Genomic DNA, 17,590 nt, shown 5'->3' with positions numbered 1-17,590 from the left:
GCCATGTCCACTTCTTTCCCGCCGCTCTTTCCCGGCATGCTGCTCGATGCGGCGAGCCGCTATGCCGAGGATCACATCGCGCAGCAGATCCAGGGCGACCCCGTGCGCGAACTGGGCTGGACCGCGACGCTCGTGCCCGAGGAAGCCGGCGGCGTCGGCGGCAGCCTGAACGACCTCGCTTCCATCGTCGAGGGGCTGGCCACGCATGGCCTGCAGCTGCCGGTGGTCGAGACCTGCGCCGTGGTGCCGCTGCTGCTGCAGGCGGCCGGCGCCGAGACGGCCCATCGCTGGCTGGAGGCGGTGGCCGAGGGCAGCGCGCGGATCGCGCCGATGACCGCGCTGTCCGCCACGCCCGAGGACCCTGCCGTGACGGCCCGGCACCTGGACATCGGCTATGCGTTGAGCGGCGTGGTGCAGGGCGTCGACCTGACCTTGCCCGCCACGCACTACCTTGTGCCCGCGCAGCTGGACGATGGCGAGGAGGCCCTCTTCCTGGTCGATGCCGAGCGCATCGGCGCGCCGACGGCCCGCTACCGGACGATGGAGGGCCGCACGGGTGCCGACTTCGTGCTGGAGCAGCTCGCGTTGCCCGAGGGCGCCTGCATCGCACGCGGCACCGCTGTGCGAGAGGCGCGCGCCAAGGCGACCGACGCGGCCCTGCTGCTGACCGCCGCCGACACGGTGGCGGCGCTGGCCACCCTGATCCGCCAGACCGTGCTCCACCTGAAGGAGCGGCGCCAGTTCGGCGTGGCGCTCGCAAGCTTCCAGGTGCTGCGCCATCGCGTGGCCGACATGTACGTGAAGTACCTGGGCGCCAAGGGCCTGGTGATCCATTGCTTCCACGAATACGAGCAGGGTGCGGTCGGCCTGCGCCGCACCTTGCGCCTGGCCAAGGTGTCGCTGGCCGAGTCGGCGCGCGCCTGTGCCGAATCGGCCATCCAGATGCACGGCGGCATGGGCGTGAGCGAGGAGGTGCTGGCCACCCGCACGGCGCAGCGCCTGATCGCCTCCGAGTTCCGCTACGGCGACCGGCTGCTGCATGTGGCGCGGCTGCTCGCGCCGCACGAGCCCGCGCCACAAGTTTTTCTTTCCAACCCAACCCGGAGTGTGCGATGAGCATCGAACTGGAAGTTTCCGAATACATCGCCGTCGTCCGGCTCGACAAGCCGCCGGTCAATGCGCTGGACCGCGCCACGCGGCGCCGCCTGATCGAGGTCTTCGACGAGGTCTCCGAGCGCGCCGACGTGCGCGTGGCGATCCTCACGGGCAGCGGCAAGTTCTTCTGCTCCGGCGCGGACCTCAAGGACCGGCCCGATGCGCAGAAGGCGGGCGACTTCCTCGACCACAACCGCTGGACGCGCGAGACGGGCAATGCGATCCGCGAATGCGCCAAGCCCGTGATCGCGGCCGTCAACGGCCCCGCGCTGGGCGCCGGCTTCGGCCTCATGGCCGCGTGCGACATCTTCCTTGCGAGCGAGGACGCCACCTTCGCCATGCCCGAGATCAACGTCGGCCTGGCCGGCGGCGTCTCGATGCTGCGCACCCTGTTCGGCCGCTCGTTCACGCGCCGCATGTTCTTCACCGGCATGAAGGTACCCGCCGCCGAGCTGTACCGCCGCGGCGTGCTCGACGAGGTGGTGCCGGGCGATCGGCTGATGCCGCTGGCCATGGAGATTGCGCAGGAGATCGCGTCCAAGGCGCCGCTCGCCGTCGCCTATGCGAAGCAGGCGGCCAACATGATGGACCTGATGCCGCAGCGCGACGGCTACCGCTTCGAGCAGAACATCACCATGGCGCTGGCCAAGACCGAGGATGCGCAGGAGGCCCGCAAGGCCTTCCTCGAAAAGCGCAAGCCGGTCTACCAGGGGCGCTGAGATGCAGGCAGTGAAAGTGGGGCGCGGGCTGGATGCGCTGTTCAAGCCGCGCTCGATCGCGATCTTCGGCGCCTCGGACGACGTCACCAAGATCGGCGGCCGGCCGCTGCAGTTCCTGCAGAAGTACGGCTATGCGGGCGGCATCTACCCGATCAACCGCAAGGGCGGCCTGGTGCAGTCGTTGCAGGCCTATGCGAGCCTGGAGGAACTGCCCGAAGTGCCCGAGCTCGCGGTGATCGCGGTGCCGCCCGCGGGCGTGCTCGACGCGGTGCAGGACTGCGCGCAGCGCGGCGTGAAGGCCGCGGTCATCCTGTCCGCCGGTTTCTCCGAGATGGGCGAGGAGGGCAGCCGCCTGCAGGCGCGCATCGGCGAGGTGGCGCGGGCCAGCGGCATGCGCATCGTCGGCCCCAACTGCCTGGGCGCGATCGGCGTGCCCGACAAGAGCATTGCGACCTTCTCGGTGGCGCTGGAATCGTGCTTTCCCGCGGCGGGCTCGGTGGGCATCGTCTCGCAGAGCGGCAACCTCGGCAGCTTCACCCTGCGGCTGGCCGGCGAGCGCGGCCTGGGCGTGAGCCGCATGCTGACCACGGGCAACGAATGCGACGTGGACATTGCCGATGCCATCGCCTCGCTGGCGGCCGACCCCGGCACCTCGGTGATCCTGTGCTGCATGGAAACCTGCCGCGACGGCGCCAAGCTCATGCAGGCCATGGCGATGGCCCGCGAGGCCGGCAAGCCGCTGGTGGTGCTCAAGGTCGGCGTCTCCGAGGCCGGCAGCGCGGCCGCGGCCTCGCACACCGGCGCGCTGGCCGGGTCGGACGCCGTGTTCGATGCCGTGCTGCGCCAGGGCGGCGCGCTGCGCGTGCCCAGCATCGAGTTGCTGCTCGAGGTCGGCCATGCGCTGTCGGTGGTCGGTCCGGCGCGCGTGCCCGGCGGCCACCGCGTGGCGGTGCTCACGGCCTCCGGCGGCTTCGGCGTGCTGCTGGCCGATGCGGCCAGCGCGCAGGGCCTGGCGCTGCCCAGGCTCGCGGCGCAGACGCAGGAGCGCATCCTGTCGGCCGTGCCCTTTGCCGCGCCGTCCAATCCCGTGGACATGACGGCGCAGGTGTCGAGCCGGCCCGAGGTTCTGGCGCGGATGCTCGATGCCGTGGCGCGCGACGACAGCTGCGACGCGCTGGTCCTGCAGTCGGCCAACGCCTTCCACGTGCCGCGGCTGCGCGACGTGTTCCTGGACGCGCTCGCGCAGGTGCGCAAGGACCATCCCGCGCGCCTGATCCTGTTGTGCGCGCGGGCCCCCGACGAGGTGCGTGCACGGCTCAACGCAATGGGCTTTCCGGTGGTCGAGGGCATCGATGCGGCCTGCGCGACGGTGGCTGCGCTGCTGCGCTTCGGCGCGCGCGATGCCGAACGGGCTGCTCCTGCGGCCATCGCGCGCGCGCCGCTGGCCGCCGCGGCCTTCGCCACCGAGGCCAGTGCGAAGGCGGTGCTGGCCGAGGCGGGGCTGCCCGTGCCGCGGGAGGCGGTCGCGCGCAGCGTCGACGAGGCGCTCGCCGCTGCGCGCGACATGGGCTTTCCGCTGGTGCTCAAGATCGTCTCGCCCGACATCGCGCACAAGACCGAGGTCGGCGGCGTGTTCGTCGGCGTGCGTTCCGAAGCGCAGCTGCGCGAGGAATACGACCAGCTGCTGGCACGCGTGGCGCTGAAGGCGCCCGGCGCCCGCATCGCCGGCGTGCTGGTCGCGCAGATGGTGCAGGGCGGCGTCGAGCTGATCGTGGGCGCCAGGAAGGACCCGGTGTTCGGCCCGATGGTGATGGTCGGCCTGGGCGGCATCTTTGCCGAGATCTTCAGGGACGTGGCGCTGCAGCTCGCGCCCGTCGACGAGGCGCAGGCCACAGCGATGCTGCGCTCGCTCAAGGCCTTCCCCTTGCTCGACGGCGCGCGCGGCCGGCCCAGGGCCGACGTGCAGGCGGCGGCGAAGGCCATCGCGGCGCTGTCGCGCTTCGCGGTGCGGCATGCGGACAGCGTGTCCGAGATCGACATCAACCCCCTGGTGGTGCTGGAACAGGGCCGCGGCGCGCATGCGCTCGACGCGCTGCTCGTGCCCGAGGAACACGCCATGAAAGGCAAGCAATGAACATGTCCCTTACAGGCCGCACGGCCTTCATCAGCGGCGCGGGTCACGGCATCGGCCGCGCCACCGCGCGCGCCATGGCGCGCCTGGGCGCCACCGTCGGCATCAACGACCTGAAGCCGGAGTTCGTGGAGGAGGCCGTGGCCGAGATCCGCGCGCTCGGCGGCCAGGCCATCGGGCTGCCCTGCGACGTGTCGACGCGCGACGGCATGCGCGAGGCCGTGGCGCAGTTCGCGCGCGATGCGGGCCGGCTGGACGTCATGGTCAACAACGCCGCCTGGGTGCGCTACCAGCCGCTGCCCGAGATCACGCCGGAGGTCATGGACCGCATGGTGGAGATCGGCTTCAAGTCGGTGATCTGGGGCATCCAGGCCGCGGCCGAGGCGATGGATCCAGAGCGCGGCGGCTCGATCATCAACGTGGCCTCCATCGCGGCCTTCAAGTCGCCGATGCGCTCGGTGGTCTACAGCGGCATCAAGGCCGGCGTGCTGGGCATCACGCGCGCATCGGCGGCCGACCTGGGCGCGCGCAACATCCGCGTGAACGCGGTCGCGCCCGGTGCCGTGCCCACCGAGGGCACGGCCAAGCACCGCAATGCGGAGCTCGACGCCCGGCGCATCGCGCGCACGCCGCTGGGGCGCCTGGGCACGGTGGAAGACATCGCCGACGCCATCTGCTTCCTGGCCGGCGACGGCTCGCGCTTCTTCAACGCGGACGTGCTGCGGCTGGACGGCGGCGCCTCGGAGACATCTCTGTGAGCGCCGCCGTTCAACCGCCCAAGCGCGTGCAGAACGTGTTCGTCGTGGCGAAGCAGCCGGCCAGCCTGCATGCCTTCTACGAGGCCGCACTGGGCCTGCCGATGAAGTTCCGCGATGGCGACCGCTGGATCCAGTACGGCGTGGGCGGCACCAACGTGGCGCTGGCCTGCACCGAGGAGGCGGCGCCCGCCACCAGCGGGCTGGTGATGGTGCTGGAGGTGGACGACTTCGAGGGTACGGCGGAGCGCATCGCTGCCGCCGGCGGGCAGGTGCTGGGCCTGCGCGACATGGACAGCCACGGCGCCGTGCTGTCGCTGCGCGATCCCGAGGGCAACCTGGTGCAGCTGTTCCGGCGCGCCGCGCCCGCGGCCGCATGAGTGCCTCCGTGCAAGTGCCGGCCACGCTGCAGGCCCTGCTGGACCGCGAGGCGATCCGCGACTGCCTGCTGCGCTATTGCCGGGGCATCGACCGCTGCGACGAGGCGGCCCTGCGTTCGGCCTACTGGGAGGACGCCACGGACTGCCACGGCGCCTGGAACGGCAGCGCCACCGGCTTCATCGCGCAGGCGCTTGAAAAGCTGCGGCAGGGCGGCCGCCGCGTCCACCAGATCACCAACGTGATGATCGAACTGCACGGCGATGCCGCGGCGGTGGAAAGCAGCTTCTTCGCGCTGCAGGCCACGGCCGCGCAGCCCGAACGCGAAACCTTCCTGTGCGGCCGTTATGCGGACCGCTTCGAGCGCCGCGGCGGCGAGTGGCGCGTGGCCGCACGCACCGTGATCTACGACTGGATCGAGGAGCGCACGCGGCCGGAGCTGAAGCAGGACGACACCGCCTTGTTCGGCGCGCGCCGGCCGGTGGGCATCGCGGCGCCGCACGACGCGGTGTATGCGCTGCTGCGCGCAGTGCGGAGCGCCTGATGGCGACGGTGCTGCTCACCGGCGCCGGCGGCGGCATCGGCCGCGCGGCGGCGCTGGGCCTCGCGCGTGCCGGCTGGCGCTGCGTGCTGGTCGATGCCGATGCGCACGCGCTGCGGCGCCTCGAAGCGCTCTGGCCGATCGAGGCCGAGCGGCCGCTGAGCCTGGTGGCCGACCTGACCGATGCCGCGCGGATCGAGCGACTGGGGCAGGAGATTCCGCCGCTCGATGTCCTCATCAACAACGCGGGCCTGTCGGCCGGCGGCGCCGAGGCCACGTCCTGCCCTGACGACGGCACGGCCGCGCGCCTGCTGGCGCTCAACCTGGCGGCCCCGGCCCGCATGGTGCAGGCCTGTGCGCCGCGGCTTCGGCCGGGCGCGTGCATCGTCAACGTGGCGTCTGGCGCGGGGCTGCGCGCCATTCCGTGGCGGGGGCTCTACAGCCCAAGCAAGGCGGGGCTGATCGCGCAGGGCAGGGCGCTGGCGCGAGCCCGGCCCGACTGGACGGTGACCACGCTCGCGCCGGGCTTCGTGCGAACCGAGCTCGTGCAGCGCCTGATCGATGGCGGCCGGCTGAACCCGGTGCAGGCGATCTCGAAGATTCCCATGGGCCGGATGGCCGAGCCCGAGGACATGGCCGAGGCGCTGTGCTTCCTGGCCAGCGCGGGTGCACGCATGCTGACGGGGCAGCTGCTGGTGCTCGATGGCGGCTCCTCCATCTGCGGCGGCAGCCAGCCGTTGCCGCCTTGCGCGCATGCCCCGCTGCCGTTCGAGGCGCCGCTGCAGCCGCGTTGCGAGGCGGTGCGCGTGCCGGACTGGCAAGCTGCGCTGGATACGTGGGTGCGTTCGCATGCGGATCGCGCCGGCATCCAGAGCTATCCCGCCGTCATCGACGGCCGCGCATTCGATGCGCCGCCGGGTGCGCAGCTCGATGCCGTGCTCGACGCGGCCCGCTGCTTCCGCGCGCGCCATGCGGCGCTGGCCAGCCTCACGCTGCTGCTGCCGTGGCCTGCTGCGCAGCTGCCCTGGGAGCTGGCCGGCGATGCCGAAGCCGCCCGCATGCTGGTGGCCACACTGGCAGCCGAATGGGGCGCGCATGGACTGCGCGTCAACGCGCTGGAACTGCCGCCCGGCCTCGCACCGGACAGCTGCCTGCCGCTGCTCGGCTACCTGGCCGGCGCGCGCGCGCAATTCCTGACCGGGCAGGTGCTGCGGCCCGGGGCCGGCGCGGCCGAACCCTGAACCAAAGACAAGGAGACCTCCGCATGATCGACGCCTTCATTTCCCGCCGCCGCCTGCTGGCCGGCGCGGGCCTGCTCGCGCTGCAAGCGCCGCTGCGCGCCAGCGAAGCCGGCAGCTGGCCGGCACGCCCCGTGCGCATGGTCGTGTCCGGCCCCGCAGGCGCGGGCTCGGACATCTTCGCGCGCCTTCTGGCCGGGCCGCTGCAGCAGGCCCTCGGGCAGCCCGTGGTGGTGGACAACAAGCCCGGCGCCAACGGCCTGATCGGCAACGACGCGGTCGCCAAGGCGCCGCACGATGGCTACACGATCCTGCTGTCGCCATCCTCGGCCATCGCCATCAACCCGGTCATCCAGCCGAAGATGCCCTACGACGCCCAGAAGGACCTGCTGCCCGTCGCCCAGGTCGGCGCTGCGGGCATCCTGCTGGTGGCGAATCCGGCCACGGGCATCGCGTCGCTGGCGGACCTGGTGCGCCATGCCAAGGCCAACCCCGGCAAGCTGGCCTATGGCTCCTGGGGCAGCGGATCGACCGGCCACCTGGTGATGGAGGGCCTCAAGGCGCAGTACGGCATGGACATGGTGCACGTGCCCTACAAGGGCGTCTCGCCGCTGCTGAGCGACCTGCTGGGCAACAGCATCGGCATTGGCTTCGTCGACATCGCATCGCCGGTGCCCCACATCCGCGGCGGCAAGCTGCGGGCGCTGGGCTGCACCGGCTCCGCGCGCGGGCCGGCGCTGCCCGATGTGCCCACGCTGACCGAGCAGGGCTACCGCTTCGATGCGGACGGCTGGTATGGCGTTTTCGCGCCGGCCGGTACACCGCGCGAGGTGGTGCTGCGCCTGAACCAGGAGATCAACCGGATTCTCTCGGCCGACGAGATCATCCAGAAGTTCGCCGCGCAGAACATGCCGCGCCCGCCCATCAAGGACGCCGACCAGTTCGCGGCCACCGTGCGGCGCGACCTCGCGGCCTGGCAGTCGCTGGCCCGAGTCGCGAAGCTGCGGCTCGATTGAGCGTTGGCGGGATCCACAGGCCATCGATTGCGCACTTCGCTGGATTTCTTGCCTGATCCTGTGGCGGTGGCACCCTTTTGTGGATGAAGTTCGGGCCCGCGGGTTAGAGTCTTCCGCGGAGGCTCCACGCAGCATGGCATCCAGACACCACGACACGGCGGTTCAGTGCGGGCCGCCGCAGCAGGCGATGGCGCAGATCATCGGCGCGCGCACGCCGGGCGCGGGCGACTTCGAAACACCGATCGCCGGCCTGGGCTTCTTTCGGCGCGAATGTCCCGCCCCGCCCGTCGTCTGCATGGTCGAGCCGAGCATCGTGCTCGTTGCCCAGGGCGCCAAGCAGATGTGGGTGGGCGGCGAGGCCTATGCCTATGACACTTCGCGATTTCTCGTCACCTCGCTGGACGTGCCCGCCAATTCGGAGGTGAAGGTGGCAAGTCCCGGGCAGCCCTGCCTGGGGCTGCTCTTGAAGCTGGACGTGCGCATATTGGCCGAGCTGATCGCGCAGGGCGGCCTGCCGCCGCCGCGTGATCGCCGGGTCGGCGTGGGGGTGGGCATCGGCGCGGCAACGCCGGCGATCCTGGCGCCGTTTGCGCGCCTGCTCGAACTGCTGGACGAGCCCCATGCCATTCCTGTTCTTGCACCGCTGATCCAGCGCGAGATCCACTACCGGCTGCTGATGAGCGACCAGGCAGCGAGGCTGCGGCAGATCGCCTCGGTGGACGGACAGGGCTACCGGATCGCGAGGGCCATCGACTGGCTGAAGCTGAACTACGCCTTGCCGGTGCGCATCGACGAGCTCGCGGCGCGTGTGCAGATGAGTGCACCCACCTTCCATCACCACTTTCGCCAGCTCACCGCGATGAGCCCGCTGCAGTATCAGAAGTGGCTGCGGTTGAACGAAGCGAAACGCTTGATGCTGAGCGAACACTTCGATGCAGCGGGTGCGGCGTTCAGGGTGGGCTATGAAAGTCCCTCGCAGTTCAGCCGCGAGTACAGCCGGCTGTTCGGTGCGCCGCCCAAGCGGGACATCGAGGTGCTGCGAGGGGCCGCCAGGGGCGCCGAGGCGCCCGGGCAAGGGCTCGCGAGCCTGGCATAGGAACTTCCGTTCGCAGGCGGTTGCGGCATCAGCGGATTGGGCAAGAAAACGAGCGGAATGCTCTATCAATCCCCGCGCCGCGCCAGAAAAATGGTGAGCCGAAGACACGATGAAACTGTTCGCAGGTGCATGGCATCCGTTCTCCTATTGCGACCGCCGATGGCGCGTGGTATCAGGAAAAAAACGATGGCCGATCGATGCACCCGAACCTCGAACAACAGGAGCCGACATGGACAGTCCCACGATCCCCTTGATCTCGCGGCGCGACGCACTCATTGCCGGCGCCGCCACTGCCACCGCCGCGGCGGTTTCTTCTTCGGCGCCAGCCGAAGCCGCGGCCCCGAGAGCAGCCGCAGCGGCAGGACCCCGCGCGAAGCTTTCGCTGAACGTCAACGGGCAGGCTCATTCGCTCGAGCTCGATACGCGAACGACCTTGCTCGATGCACTGCGCGAGCATCTGCACCTGCCCGGCACCAAGAAGGGCTGCGACCACGGCCAGTGCGGCGCCTGCACGGTCATTGCCGACGGCCGGCGGATCAATTCCTGCCTGACGCTCGCCGTCATGCATGACGGCGGGCAGGTCACCACCATCGAGGGCCTCGGCACGCCGCAGAACATGCACCCGCTACAGGCCGCCTTCGTCAGGCACGACGGCTACCAGTGCGGCTATTGCACGCCCGGCCAGATCTGCTCGGCGGTGGCCGTACTCGACGAAATCAAGCGCGGGGTGCCGAGCCACGTGAGCGCCGATCTCACCGCGCGTCCGCTGCTGTCGGCCGAAGAGCTGCGCGAGCGCATGAGCGGCAACATCTGCCGCTGCGGCGCCTACTCCAACATCGTCGATGCCATCACCGAGGTGGCCGGGAGCCGCACATGAAGCCTTTCACCTACGAGAAAGCGCAGTCGCCCGCGCAGGCCGCGGCGGCGGTCGCGCGCAGCCCCGGCGCCAAGTTCATCGCGGGCGGCACCAACCTGCTGGACCTGATGAAGCTGCAGATCGAGGCGCCCACGCACCTGGTCGACGTGAACGGCCTGGCGCTGGACAAGATCGAAGCCACACCCGAAGGCGGCCTGCGCATTGGCGCGCTGGTGCGCAACACCGACCTGGCGGCCGACGAGCGCGTGCGCCGCGACTACGGCGTGCTGTCGCGCGCGCTGCTGGCCGGCGCCTCCGGCCAGTTGCGCAACAAGGCCACGACGGCCGGCAACCTGCTGCAGCGCACGCGCTGCCCCTACTTCTACGACACCGACCAGCCCTGCAACAAACGCCAGCCCGGCAGCGGCTGCAGCGCCATCGGCGGCATCACGCGACAGCATGCGGTGATCGGCACGAGCACGGCCTGCATCGCCACCCATCCGAGCGACATGGCCGTGGCAATGCGCGTGCTCGACGCGGCGGTGGAGACGGTGCGCCCCGACGGCCGCACGCGCGTGATCCCGATCGCCGACTTTCACCGCTTGCCCGGCAACGCGCCGCACATCGAGACGGCGCTGGAGCGCGACGAGCTGATCACCGGCGTCACGCTCCCCAAGCCGATCGGTGGCGCGCAGATCTACCGCAAGGTGCGCGATCGCGCCTCCTACGCCTTTGCGCTGGTGTCCGTTGCGGCGGTCGTGCAGCGCGACGGCTCGGGCCGCGTCGCACTGGGCGGCGTGGCGCACAAGCCGTGGCGCGTGGAGGCCGCGGAGGCCGCGATGCCGCAGGGCGCCAAGGCGGTGGCCGCGCAGCTGCTGGCCGGCGCGCAGCCGACGCACGAGAACGCATTCAAGTTGCCGTTGGCCGAGCGCGCGCTGGCCGCGGCACTGGCGCAAGCAAGGAGCTGAGCAGCATGAAATTCGACACGCCCGCCACCACCAATCCGATCGACCAGCTCAAGATCATCGGCAAGCCGACCGACCGCATCGACGGCCCGATGAAGACCACCGGCACCGCACGCTACGCCTACGAACGCCACACCGAGGTGCCCGACGCCGCCTACGGCTGGGTGGTGGGTGCCGGCATCGCGAAAGGCCGCATCGCCTCGATGGACCTGGGCGCCGCGCGCGCCGCGCCGGGCGTGCTGGCCATCGTCACCGCGCGCAATGCCGGCAAGCTCGGCAAAGGCGACTTCAATACGGCCAGGCTCCTGGGCGGCCCCGAGATCGACCACTACCACCAGGCGGTCGCGCTGGTCGTCGCAAACACCTTCGAGCAGGCGCGCGCCGCGGCGCAGCTGGTGCGCATCGCGTACACGCGTGCGCCGGGCCGCTTCGACCTTGCCGCCGAGAAAGACGCGGCACAGATGCCCAAGCCCAGTCCGTTTTCGGGCGAGCCGCAAACGAAGACCGGCGATTTTCCGGGTGCATTCACCGCGGCCGCCGTGCAGCTCGATGCGACCTACACCACCCCCGACGAGTCGCACGCCATGATGGAGCCGCATGCCTCCATCGCGCAGTGGCAGGGCGACAAGCTCACGCTCTGGACATCGAACCAGATGATCGACTGGGGCGTGGGCGACGTCTCCAGGACGCTCGGCATCCCGAAGGCAAACGTGCGCCTCGTTTCGCCCTTCATCGGCGGCGGCTTCGGCGGCAAGCTGTTCGTGCGCGCCGATGCGGTGCTTGCCGCGCTGGGCGCGCGGGCGGCCAAGCGGCCCGTGAAGGTGGCCTTGCAGCGGCCCTTGATGATGAACAACACCACGCACCGGCCCGCGACCATCCAGCGCATCCGCATCGGCGCCGCGAGGGACGGCAAGATCACCGCCATCGCGCACGAAGGCTGGTCCGGCGACCTGCCGGGCGGACAGCCGGAAACCGCGGTCAACCAGACCCGGCTGCTGTACGCCGGTGCCAACCGCCTGACGACCACGCGGCTGGCCGTGCTGGACCTGCCCGAGGGCAACGCCATGCGCGCGCCAGGCGAGGCGCCGGGCATGATGGCGCTGGAAATTGCCATGGACGAGATGGCGGAGAAGCTCGCGCTCGACCCGGTCGAATTCCGCGTCCGGAACGACACGCAGGTCGATCCGGAGAAACCGCAGCGTCCGTATTCCCAGCGCAGGCTGATCGAATGCCTGCGCACGGGCGCCGAGCGCTTCGGCTGGAGCAAGCGCAACGCGGCCCCGGGACAGCAGCGCGACGGACGCTGGCTCGTGGGAATGGGCGTGGCCGCGGCGTTCCGCAACAACCTCCTGATGAAGTCGGCCGCGCGCGTGCGACTGGACAACCGGGGCATGGTCACGGTGGAAACCGACATGACCGACATCGGCACCGGCACGTACACCATCATTGCGCAGACCGCCGCCGAGACGATGGGTGTGCCGCTGGACCGGGTGCTCGTGCGCCTGGGCGACTCGGCCTATCCCGTGTCGGCCGGCTCGGGCGGGCAATGGGGCGCCAACAACTCGACCTCGGGCGTCTATGCGGCCTGCATGAAGCTGCGCGAGGCCGTCGCGAGCAAGCTGGGCTTCGGCGCGGTCGACGTGGAATTCGCCGACGGCATGGTGCGCGCCGGCGAGCGTGCGGTGCCGCTTGCCGAAGCAGCGGGCGCCGAAGGTTTGATGGTCGAGGATGGCATCGAGTACGGCGACCTCGACAAGAAGTACCAGCAGTCCACCTTCGGCGCGCATTTCGTGGAGGTGGGCGTCGATGCCGCCACCGGCGAGATCCGCGTGCGGCGCATGCTCGCGGTGTGCGCGGCGGGGCGCATCCTGAATCCCAAGTCGGCGCGCAGCCAGGTGATCGGTGCCATGACGATGGGCGTCGGCGGGGCGCTGATGGAAGATCTCGCGCTCGACAAGCGGCATGGCTTCTTCGTCAACCACGACCTCGCGGGCTACGAGGTGCCGGTGCACGCCGACATTCCCCACCAGGACGTGGTCTTCCTCGACGAGACGGACCCGATCTCCTCGCCGATGAAGGCCAAGGGGGTCGGGGAGCTGGGCATGTGCGGCGTCGCGGCCGCGGTGGCCAACGCCGTCTACAACGCCACGGGCGTTCGGGTGCGCAGCTATCCGATCACGCTCGACAAGCTGCTGGACCGGTTGCCGCCGGTGGTGTGAGGCGACGAAGCAGGGCGGTCGTGCCATCGGCCGCGGATGGCAGATATTCAACAGATTGGACGCGTTTCTTGCGCCTGAGAAGACGCCGCATCGATCTGCTTGAGCCGCAAGGGCTGAGAGCACCACAAGCAGCTCGGCTTTCACTGGCTTGAAACGCCCTTGTGCGATAAGCCGGGTTACGAGGAGAGCCCATGGCTGCAGAGCGCAAGCGAAAGGAAGTTCTGGGACAGGCCGGTTCGCCGCGTCGAACCGAGCGCACCTACCAGCACGCAAAAGGCGACATGTCGAAGTCGGACGGCGAGAAGATCGAGCGCCTGCTGCAGGAATTGCGTCTGCGCCGCATCGCGGCGGAGCCCAAGTTTTCCGACGACGTCATCGTGTGGCCTTCGAAGAGCGCAGCGCCCGGTGGCAGCGAGCTGGCGACGCTGGGCGCCATCAACCTGGGCAACGCCGAAGAAGCGCTCGGGCAAGGGGTGCAAGGCCGCGGTGCGCCACGGATGAATCTGGTCAAGCAGCTGGACGGCGTGTCGGTCATGAAGGCCAACTCGTCCGCACTGCTGGCGATGCGCCGCAATACGCCCGGACTGCGGGTTGCACCGGCTGCATGGGCCTACCTCCAGTACATCCGGCCGCTGGGCGAGGAACTGGAGTCCAGTGCGATCCAGGTTGCGGCGGGAGCCAAGGTCAAGCGCTTCGAATTGCGCCTTGCCGACTCGCTGGGCAACCCCGTGCCGGGGATTCGGGTCAAGGCGCTCGTCGACTGGGATGGCGCACACGTGCCGGCGGTGACCGACAGCCAGGGAATCGCGAGCCTCGGAATTCCGGTGCTCTACCCGCGGGTGGAAATGATCCTGGTCGAGCCGGAACACACGCACTGGTCGGTCTTCCTGAAGGGGTTCGACCGTGTTGCGGCACCGAAGCGGCTGGATGTCCGGACCACGGCGCTGGCACCCGATAGCTTTCAACTGCTTGCGAACTACGCGCCCTACGATCCCCAGGCGGGAGCGGGCGTCACGGTCGGCGTGATCGACAGCGGCGTCGGGCCGCATGCCGACATTGCCGTGGCGGGCGGCGGATGCTTCGTCACTGGCGACGATGCCGCGGATTTCCTCGACAACGGCATCGGGCACGGGACCCATGTTGCCGGCATCATCGCGGGCAGGATGGCTGCTGGCACCGGGATCTACGGCCTGGCGCCGGCCTGCCGCCTGCTGGCCTACCGCGTGTGCCCCAAGACAGGCGAACGCGGGCGTGCGAAATCCAGCGACATTGCCAGCGCGCTCGAACGAGCGATCAGCGACGGCTGCCACATCGTCAACATCAGCATGGGCAGCCTCGAGCCGATGCCGGAGATGCCGGACATTCTCGAAAAGGCGCGCAACGCCGGCATTGCGGTGTTCGCGGCCACCGGCAACGACGGGCAGTCGCTGCTGCGCTATCCCGCGCGCTACAGCCACACCCTGGCAGTCGGCGCGCTCGGCCGCGACGGAACGTTTCCGGCGGACTGTCCCGAGAGCTTTCAGGAGAGCGAAATCCGCCGCAAGAAGGAATTCGTTGCCGAGTTCTCGAACTACGGGCTTTCAACCGACTTCATCGGCCCGGGCGTCGCCGTCCTGTCGGCGTTTCCGGGCGGGCGATACGCGATGATGTCCGGCACGTCGATGGCCACGCCGTTCACGTCGGGCATGGCGGCCCGTCTGTTGTCAGGGAATCAGAAGCTGCTTAACATGGCCAGAGGTCCTGAAAAGGCCGACGCCATCGTCAAGATGCTGTCGCAGGCAGCCCGAAAGGTGGGTTGGTCGGCCGAATACGAAGGGTTTGGAGTTCTGAAGTGACAAGCGTGGTGCTGACCTACACAGGCCGTCCCGACCAGAAGTTGTCGGCCGAGGCGCGGCTGCGGCGCTGCGTGCCGGGCGTCGTTCTCACGCCGAAGACGGGCACCCTGGTGGAGGCCCAGATCGACGACGACGCGCAACTGGCGGCGCTTGAACAGAATCCCGAATGGGTGGTGACCCCACCGACTTTTGCGGAAATCCGCAAGCCTGTCTTCAATCTGAAAAACGCACGCGCCAAGCTCGGCAAATAGTCGCGAGGCGCCCCGGCCGCTACCGGCCGCGGGTTTTTTGGAGAGGAAGTTCCATGTCCGATACAGACGTCCAGGTCGTGAGCAACTCATGGACCGGTATCCAGCGCGTTGCCGCAACGCCCAAGCCGGCGGAATTCTTCAGGGGCCGGCAAGGCTACGCACCCGACTTCTTCGGGGACGGCAACCGCGTAGAGCTGCCCTCGATGAGCGAGGCCATATCGATGGACGATATCGCCACGCTCGAAGACGGCTCCTTCGAGCTCAAGTACCAGCACTTCAGCACGGTGCAGTGCATTTCCCGCCGCGTGCCGCTTTATTCCGCCTGCAACGTCGACGGGTCCAGGTCGAAGAACGTTCCGCGCCACGATACCTGGAACTATGACGGCCGCATCAAGAAGGAATACCAGATGCTGCGGGAAGCCTACGGCCCCGAGCAGGACAGGAAGTTCTCGCGCGGCCACATGACGCGCAGGCAGGACCCGAACTGGGGTTCGCTGGCGACCGCGCAGCGGGCCAACATCGACACCTTCTTTGCAACCAATGCGTGTCCCCAGTGGCAGCCTTTCAACGACGGGCTGTGGGGCGACCTGGAGGACTACGTCCTCGGCAATGCGCAAGGCGACGACAAGCGCATCAGCGTCTTCACCGGGCCGATTCTCCGGCCGGACGATGCCGAGAGATTCGGCGTCCGGATCCCGCGCGACTTCTGGAAGGTCGTTGCCTTCATCAGCGAGGCGACCGGCGAGCTGGCCGCCATCGCCTACCTGATGAGCCAGGGCACCTATCTCGATTCGGGGGTGGCGCGCGATCTGGAGGACTTTGCCACGTCGCAGCGCCCGCTCTCGTTCATCGAAGCCGAGACCGGGCTCAAGTTCGAAAGCCTCGAAGGGCGCGATGTGCTCGACGGCGCGGACATCAGCTTCGTCCAGCCGATCCGGCGCTTCAGCGACACCAGGCTTCCGGGCTGATCTATGGCGCGGGGGAGGCGGGCTCCCCGGCAGGCGTGCCGATGCGCCGCGCCTCGGACTCGATCACCAGGCGGTCGATGCGCTCGTCCGGCAGGTTGACCAGCAGTTCCACGTGGCGGCGGATCGCGTGCATCGTTTTCACGAAGGCGTCGATGTCGCCACCGCCTTCGGCACGGGGGTCCGGATGGGACCAGTGCGCCGCGGCGGGCTGACCGGGCCAGACGGGGCAGGTCTCGCCCGCGGCCTCGTCGCAAAGCGTGACGACCAGGTCCATGTGCGGCGCCGAGGCCAGGCCGTATTCGTCCCAGCTCTTGCTGCGCAACCCATCGGTCGGCAGGCCCGCATCCTTCAACGCTTCGATGGCGCGGGGATCGGGCTTCCCGTCCGGCGTGGGCGCAAGGCCTGCGGAACACGCGAGGAAGCGGCCCTTGCCGAGGTGATTGAGCAGCGATTCCGCGATCAGGCTGCGTGCCGCGTTGCTGTTGCAGAGGAAGAGGACGTGAACAGGGTGGCTCGGGTTCATGGCGTGGCAAATGCGGCCGCGCGCAGGCGGCCTTCATGTGGATGATGATTCCGCGCATTGATCCCGACCGGCATGACGGGTGTATGACGCCCGCAATGGCGGGCAGGGATTGCAGGCCGGCGCGGGCGCCTCTCCCGGGCGCTATCTCATGTGCGCCAGATCCCGAAGGTCCGATCGGATGGCGGCGCGATCCGTGCCCTGGAGCGGCAGGCTGACAAACAGTTCCAGCCGCCGGCGGCAGTGCATACAGCGTCTGTATCGCCAGATGGGCGGCCTTCTCCGAATCGCCAACCGCCGCAACATCCGGAAAAGCCCACGCCTCATCCCTCGGCCATGCGAACTCCCGAGGATTTTCAATCTCGCTGACATGCGGCGCGGTAACGATCGGCGCTGGTGCTTGTCTTTGATGTCCTTTGCTCTGGGAGTGGAAAATGGCCGCACGTTCAACTCGTTGTCGCGCAGGTCGGCGTCCTCTTCTGCAGCGCGCCTTCACGCTCATCGAGCTGATGGTGGTGCTGGTGATCATCGGCGTGCTCGCCGCGCTGATCGTGCCGAGTCTGATGGACCGGCCCGACCAGGCGCGCGCCACCGCGGCGCGGCAGGACGTGGCCGCGATCATGCAGGCACTGAAGCTCTACCGGCTCGACAACGGTGCCTACCCCGGTGCCGCGCAAGGCCTGCGCGCGCTGGTGGAGAAGCCAACCTCCGGCAAGGTGCCGGCCAACTGGCGCACCTACCTCGAGCGCCTGCCGAAGGATCCCTGGGGCAATGCCTACCAGTACCTGAATCCCGGCACCCACGGTGAGGTCGACGTGTTCTCGCTGGGCGCCGATGGCGAGCCCGATGGGGAAAAGGCCGCCGCGGACATCGGTTCCTGGTAGCGCGGCAGTACCGTGGGCAGATTGGTGGGTATCAGGACGGACGGCTGCCCGGCCGCGAAGGTG

Annotated in this window: 17 protein-coding genes; 16 read left to right on the top strand and 1 reads right to left on the bottom strand. The window is 69.4% G+C overall.

Features of this window, described 5'->3' with window-relative positions:
* The first annotated feature begins 3 nt into the window (after positions 1-3).
* The 15 genes from L1081_RS26590 to L1081_RS26520 all read left to right on the top strand — a co-directional run bounded on the left by L1081_RS26590 (position 4) and on the right by L1081_RS26520 (position 16,123).
* Entirely contained in the window at positions 4-1,116 is a 1,113-nt protein-coding gene (locus L1081_RS26590) for an acyl-CoA dehydrogenase family protein (RefSeq protein ID WP_489417628.1), read from the top strand.
* Positions 1,113-1,874, top strand: coding sequence for an enoyl-CoA hydratase/isomerase family protein (locus L1081_RS26585; protein ID WP_489417627.1), 762 nt, complete (start codon positions 1,113-1,115; stop codon positions 1,872-1,874). The genes L1081_RS26590 and L1081_RS26585 overlap by 4 nt, the downstream gene beginning before the upstream one ends.
* 1 nt (position 1,875) lies before the next feature.
* Positions 1,876-4,008, top strand: coding sequence for an acetate--CoA ligase family protein (locus L1081_RS26580; RefSeq protein ID WP_489417626.1), 2,133 nt, complete (start codon positions 1,876-1,878; stop codon positions 4,006-4,008).
* Positions 4,005-4,763 (top strand): glucose 1-dehydrogenase, encoded by a 759-nt coding sequence (locus L1081_RS26575; protein WP_489417625.1) that lies wholly within the window; start codon positions 4,005-4,007, stop codon positions 4,761-4,763. Before L1081_RS26580 ends, L1081_RS26575 begins: the two co-directional genes overlap by 4 nt.
* Positions 4,760-5,140 carry a VOC family protein gene (locus tag L1081_RS26570; RefSeq protein WP_489417624.1) on the top strand — a complete coding sequence of 127 codons (381 nt, stop codon included), beginning with the start codon at positions 4,760-4,762 and terminating at the stop codon, positions 5,138-5,140. Before L1081_RS26575 ends, L1081_RS26570 begins: the two co-directional genes overlap by 4 nt.
* A complete protein-coding gene (locus L1081_RS26565) occupies positions 5,137-5,682 on the top strand; it encodes a nuclear transport factor 2 family protein (protein ID WP_489417623.1) in 546 nt (181 codons plus the stop codon). Before L1081_RS26570 ends, L1081_RS26565 begins: the two co-directional genes overlap by 4 nt.
* Positions 5,682-6,920: an SDR family oxidoreductase gene (locus tag L1081_RS26560; RefSeq protein ID WP_489417622.1), complete on the top strand. Its 1,239-nt coding sequence runs from the start codon at positions 5,682-5,684 to the stop codon at positions 6,918-6,920. The genes L1081_RS26565 and L1081_RS26560 overlap by 1 nt, the downstream gene beginning before the upstream one ends.
* Positions 6,921-6,943: 23 nt before the next feature.
* Positions 6,944-7,933: a tripartite tricarboxylate transporter substrate-binding protein gene (locus L1081_RS26555; protein WP_489417621.1), complete on the top strand. Its 990-nt coding sequence runs from the start codon at positions 6,944-6,946 to the stop codon at positions 7,931-7,933.
* A gap of 133 nt (positions 7,934-8,066) precedes the next feature.
* Positions 8,067-9,029, top strand: a complete 963-nt coding sequence (locus tag L1081_RS26550; protein WP_489417620.1) for an AraC family transcriptional regulator N-terminal domain-containing protein — start codon at positions 8,067-8,069, stop codon at positions 9,027-9,029.
* Positions 9,030-9,258: 229 nt separating this feature from the next.
* On the top strand, positions 9,259-9,906 hold the full coding sequence (gene paoA, locus L1081_RS26545) for an aldehyde dehydrogenase iron-sulfur subunit PaoA (RefSeq protein ID WP_489417619.1): 648 nt from the start codon (positions 9,259-9,261) through the stop codon (positions 9,904-9,906).
* Complete coding sequence (locus tag L1081_RS26540; protein WP_489417618.1) at positions 9,903-10,853, top strand: FAD binding domain-containing protein; 951 nt, start codon at positions 9,903-9,905, stop codon at positions 10,851-10,853. The genes paoA and L1081_RS26540 overlap by 4 nt, the downstream gene beginning before the upstream one ends.
* A 5-nt stretch (positions 10,854-10,858) precedes the next feature.
* The gene (gene paoC, locus L1081_RS26535; protein ID WP_489417617.1) at positions 10,859-13,069 is read left to right on the top strand and encodes an aldehyde oxidoreductase molybdenum-binding subunit PaoC; all 2,211 of its coding nucleotides are present in this window, start codon (positions 10,859-10,861) and stop codon (positions 13,067-13,069) included.
* Between the two features lie 191 nt (positions 13,070-13,260).
* Positions 13,261-14,904 (top strand): S8 family serine peptidase, encoded by a 1,644-nt coding sequence (locus L1081_RS26530; protein ID WP_489417616.1) that lies wholly within the window; start codon positions 13,261-13,263, stop codon positions 14,902-14,904.
* A gap of 8 nt (positions 14,905-14,912) precedes the next feature.
* On the top strand, positions 14,913-15,155 hold the full coding sequence (locus tag L1081_RS26525; RefSeq protein WP_124959605.1) for a hypothetical protein: 243 nt from the start codon (positions 14,913-14,915) through the stop codon (positions 15,153-15,155).
* 53 nt (positions 15,156-15,208) lie between these two features.
* On the top strand, positions 15,209-16,123 hold the full coding sequence (locus L1081_RS26520; RefSeq protein ID WP_489417615.1) for a DNA/RNA non-specific endonuclease: 915 nt from the start codon (positions 15,209-15,211) through the stop codon (positions 16,121-16,123).
* A gap of 1 nt (position 16,124) precedes the next feature.
* Here L1081_RS26520 and L1081_RS26515 read toward each other — a convergent pair whose 3' ends face one another.
* Positions 16,125-16,646 carry an arsenate reductase/protein-tyrosine-phosphatase family protein gene (locus L1081_RS26515; protein ID WP_489417614.1) on the bottom strand — a complete coding sequence of 174 codons (522 nt, stop codon included), beginning with the start codon at positions 16,644-16,646 and terminating at the stop codon, positions 16,125-16,127.
* Between the two features lie 431 nt (positions 16,647-17,077).
* Between L1081_RS26515 and gspG the strand changes: the two genes are divergently transcribed.
* The gene (gspG, locus tag L1081_RS26510; RefSeq protein WP_489417613.1) at positions 17,078-17,527 is read left to right on the top strand and encodes a type II secretion system major pseudopilin GspG; all 450 of its coding nucleotides are present in this window, start codon (positions 17,078-17,080) and stop codon (positions 17,525-17,527) included.
* Positions 17,528-17,590: the final 63 nt, after the last annotated feature.

This window comes from Variovorax sp. MSC1_012 (assembly GCF_023667525.1).
Lineage (GTDB): Bacteria > Pseudomonadota > Gammaproteobacteria > Burkholderiales > Burkholderiaceae_C > Variovorax > Variovorax beijingensis_B.
This window is presented reverse-complemented; position numbering and strand designations above follow the sequence as displayed.